Origin of the sequence: Acidisphaera sp. L21, from assembly GCF_009765685.1 — a bacterium.
Lineage (GTDB): Bacteria > Pseudomonadota > Alphaproteobacteria > Acetobacterales > Acetobacteraceae > LMUY01.
In genome coordinates this window covers 360,179-364,194 of sequence record NZ_LMUY01000015.1, presented here as the reverse complement: position 1 = coordinate 364,194, position 4,016 = coordinate 360,179, and the positions used below count along the sequence as shown (strand labels likewise).

The following is a 4,016-nucleotide window of genomic DNA, read 5'->3' as shown; positions in this document are numbered from 1 at the left end:
AGGTGCCAGCGGTCGGCGACTTGCACGGCCTGTGGCGCGGCGTTGGTCGCGGCCTGGGCATATCCGCCGCCGCGGTCGCGCGAGACGATGGTGATCTCGGGGTGGGCTGTCAGCCAAGCTTCGATCGTGGCTGGCTCGCGGTCTGGCAGCAGATCGACTATCCGACGCAGCTCTAAATCGCACAGCAGCGTACCGTAGCGTTGACCACGCTTCCAGGCGAAGTCGTCGATGCCGATGACCGTGACAGGGCCAGCGCCGATCGGCGACGCGCGACGTCGGACGACCCGCAGCAACGTGTCCCGGCTCACGGGCAGCATGAGGCGGCGGGCCAGCGTGGCAGCAGGACGGCCTCCCAGAGCGATGCCGAGGTGGTGGACAATGCCCTCGAGTCGCGACGTGCGCCGGGCTGCTCGTGGCGCCACCGTGTCGGCCAGTCGCTCGCCGAAGATCATCCGCGGGCAGCCAGCGTTGCTGCACCGAAACCGGCGCACCTGGACCCGCAGGTGCACGGCTCGGCCGTGGGAAGGAAGATCCATCAAGCGACGATCGTAGCGACTATGAACCTGCCCCGATTTCTTACCGCACTCGGGACAAGCAGCGTCCAGAGTGACGGGACGGGCAATAACTAGCAGCCGGTCGGCCTCGGTCGTAATGGCATCAATCACTAAACCCGCAGGCGACACCGCCTGGAATGACGTGCCTCGCATGCGGAGCTCTCCTCGAATCGTGCCTACGCGAGCCTACCCGCATTGCATCGAGATTGAGTCAGAGCCCCTATTCCATGCCTACGCACACCGTAGCGACGGTCCCGCAACGTAAGAAGGGAACGACGGAATGTCCTTGACGCAGAAGGGCCGAAAAGTTCGGTCTGGAAATGGAGAAGTTTTTCCACCGGGAGGCGACGCGCCCACCTTTACCAGCGAGATGTCCTCGCTGTTGAAGCGCGCCTATGGAGGCAGGCACTCCGCGGTGAAGATAGTAGCCGCGGCGCTTGGAGCGAACGAGCGCGCCGTCAAGAACTGGTTCGATGGCAAGAACGGTCCGAACGGCGAGAACCTGCTTCGGCTAGTAATCCACTCGGATGCGATGCTCGTAGGTTTCCTCGCGATGGCGGGCAAGCAGGGGATCGTCGTCAGCCTGGAACTAGATCAAGTCGTTTCCGCCATTGAGTTGGCCTTGATCGAGATCCGAAAGCTTCACGCTGACTGACGGGCGTGAAAGCCCGGCGGACAGGGTGAGTTCGTCCAGGAAGGAGGCATGCGCGCTGACAGACGGTCGGCCAAACGGCGGAGCCGACGTGAGAAGAGACACCTGGGCTGCCCAGAACTGGCTGGCAGCAACAGACCCATACGGATGTCCGGCGAGCGCATGCGACGCCAAGCACCGGTCGTCCTAGGACGACCGCAGTGCAAACCACCCTGCCGGATAGCTAGCCAACTCCATTATAAAGGGAAATCCGCAATGAGGGCCCATGGCGAAGCGACTGAACCGCCAGGAGATGTATGACCTTGCCTGGTCCCAACCAATGCGAACTTTGGCCCAGACCTTCGGCATATCAGACGTCGGTCTCGCCAAACACTTCCACCAGATGCATGTCCCCGTGCCGCCGCGTGGCTATTGGGCAAGGGAAACCGCCGGGAAGGCGACAACCCGCATCCCTCTTCCACCACGACCGGTGGGGCTCGACGACCACCACTGGTTCGGCCGCAGCAGGTACCAGCATTACTACCAGTCGCTTTCAGACGAAGAAATCCTTGGTCCACTGCTACTGGTGCCGACCTTCGAAGAGACACTGGAGGCCGTCCGCGGCCGATTGAATACTATGATCGGCAGGGTAACTGTCTCGAAATCTATGGACGACCCAAACCCCGCCATTGCCACCTACGCGGTCGCGCCCTGAGAGGAGAGCGTTGCCGCGCCGCCGTGCCGCACGGACACTGTATAACGACGAGCTTTACAGGAGCGTTTCGCGTGGACGGCATGACCGCGCCTAGGGTGCTCGATGGGCCGATGAACCGCGTCGCCTTCCAAGCCTACATCGAGCAAGTGCTGGTGCCCACGCTGCACCGTGGCGACACCGTCATGGACAATCTGCCCGCCCACAAGGGCGCGGACGTGCGCCGGGCATGGAGGCGGCCGGAGCAGCGCTGCGCTATCTGCCGCCCTACTCACCCCACTTCACCCTAATTGAGAACGCCTTTTTCAAACTCAAGGCGATCCTACGCAAGGCCGCCGCTCGTTCCATCGAAAACTCATGGAACGTGATCCGCGATGCCCTGCCACAGTTCGCGCCACAGGACTGCGCCACCTATTTTACCGCAGCCGGTTACGAACCAGATTGATGGAATTCCCCTCTAGCTGGCCATGCACGCTTAGCCAACCCCGACAACAGGGTATGTCGAAATCCGAAGATCTCCCGACATTCCAGTTTTGTTGCCTGCACCGGCCTCCCGGCGCACCCAGGCCCGTAATTCGGGGATCAGCTCGATAATGACTTGCCGCGCACCCGCCGGAAGACGACCTAGCCCGTTGGTCCAGCGCGCCTCCTTCTGGATCTTTCCGCGTGCGGTTTCGGGCTTGTACCAGCCGTCGTCGGACAAGTCCGCAAGCGGCACCGCCTTGCCGTCCAGCCACATACCGGACAGCCGCACGCCCAACCGACGCAGATCCGTCATCTTAGGCCGCACTTGCATCGGCACAAAATGCGGGGAAGCCAGCCAGGCTTCGCTATAAATTGCAGGCAGGTCGAAGGTGTAGCGGTCGCCGCCGACCTGGCACGGCGATATCGTGACGCCATCTACCACGACCTGCACGTCCACATCCGCCGTCAGCGTGTAACCCAGACGTTCCGCAACTCCCAGGATCTTATCTCGTGCGGCCATCACGGCCAGCCTCGATGTGGGGAAGGATTTACGTACGTCTGCGCGCTTGATCGAGGAGAAATCCGGATGCAGTTCCAATGCACCGCCGCCGTTCTCGAATGCATTCCGATTGCCGGTGTCGAGATAGCTTTCCGCCGGCGCCCCGTTGGCCAGGATCACGGTGTGCTGTGCCAACTCAACGTGCCAATATGTGACGCTGTCCACCGGCACCGCGGTGATGGTGGCGCCGTTGATGAGGCGCTCGATCGGCAGCATTGTCCCTTCGACCAGCACGCCATGGCCGGGGCTGAGCCATAAGTCGTGGTGTGGCAGGCCGCGGCCAAATGCGCCGGCTTCCACCCGCACCGGCCAGACTGTTCGCGCTCTGGGATGAACCCGGCAATCGATGCGGCGATACCCCATCCAGATGATCCGTTGTTCGTCTCCGTCCATCGTCACGACATAATCGCCCACCCGCAGAGTCTCGATGGGCATCTCGCCTCGATCGGTCAGGATCAGCGTGCCGGGGCAGTAGCAAGCAACCGCGTCGAAGGTTAGCTTCGTCCCGCCGGAACCGTCTGACACGACGCCGATGGTGCCACCGCTCGCGGTGCTCGCAAGCTGCTGGTGATAAACCTCGGCGCCTTCGGTCACCGTCAATAGATCATGTTGATCGATGGACGCTGATCCGCCGCTCATGAAAGCAAGATCGGTGAGGTCAAAGACGCTGCCACCTTCGAAACTGGTCCCGCTGACGACCGAACCACCATCCACGGAAAGTGTGCCGCCGTTTTTGACCACGATGTCGTTGCCGGTGGCGCTCGTCGTTTCAGACACGAGCGCGAGGGTTCCGCCATTGTTGACAACTGCCCGTGCCGTCAGCCCTCCGTCGGCAATTTCGCGGCCCGCAGAATTGATCGTTGTCGCGCTGTCTGTACTCCCCGTCGTTATCAGCAGGCCACCAGAATCGACGACCGTGCCACTGATGAAGATTTGATTCGCATCCAGTTCACCACCCGACAAAGTCGCGCCGTTAGCGCGGCCGCCTGCCGACACCACGACCTGCCCAAACACTGTCGAATTGCTGGCTGTGCCGCCCAAATAGACATCCTGCTCGCCGAGGACGAGGGTCGGCCCCGTTGAGCCGCCGGAGAG

At 62.2% G+C, this 4,016-nt stretch carries 4 protein-coding genes and 1 pseudogene; 3 read left to right on the top strand and 2 right to left on the bottom strand.

The genetic code is table 11. The features are described from left to right. Nucleotides 1-707, bottom strand: a 707-nt coding sequence (locus tag GSQ76_RS04780) for an ISL3 family transposase (protein ID WP_216850898.1), incomplete at its 3' end; no start/stop codon positions are given. 127 nt (nucleotides 708-834) lie between these two features. Here GSQ76_RS04780 and GSQ76_RS04775 point away from each other — a divergent pair. The 3 genes and pseudogenes from GSQ76_RS04775 to GSQ76_RS31645 all read left to right on the top strand — a co-directional run bounded on the left by GSQ76_RS04775 (nucleotide 835) and on the right by GSQ76_RS31645 (nucleotide 2,342). After that, nucleotides 835-1,209, top strand: coding sequence for a hypothetical protein (locus tag GSQ76_RS04775; RefSeq protein ID WP_158742744.1), 375 nt, complete (start codon nucleotides 835-837; stop codon nucleotides 1,207-1,209). A 262-nt stretch (nucleotides 1,210-1,471) separates the two neighbouring features. Further along, a complete protein-coding gene (locus tag GSQ76_RS31650) occupies nucleotides 1,472-1,900 on the top strand; it encodes a hypothetical protein (RefSeq protein ID WP_254070244.1) in 429 nt (142 codons plus the stop codon). A gap of 23 nt (nucleotides 1,901-1,923) precedes the next feature. Further along, nucleotides 1,924-2,342 (top strand): annotated as a pseudogene (locus GSQ76_RS31645) (transposase). Between the two features lie 30 nt (nucleotides 2,343-2,372). Here GSQ76_RS31645 and GSQ76_RS04760 read toward each other — a convergent pair. After that, on the bottom strand, nucleotides 2,373-4,016 hold a 1,644-nt coding region (locus GSQ76_RS04760), incomplete at its 5' end, for a Hint domain-containing protein (RefSeq protein WP_216850897.1).

What these genes read in the sequence shown, in the direction of transcription:
- GSQ76_RS31650 (WP_254070244.1), top strand. Translation starts at nt 1,472, where the DNA reads ATGGCGAAGCGACTGAACCGCCAGGAGATGTATGACCTTGCCTGGTCC.
- GSQ76_RS04775 (WP_158742744.1), top strand. Translation starts at nt 835, where the DNA reads ATGTCCTTGACGCAGAAGGGCCGAAAAGTTCGGTCTGGAAATGGAGAA.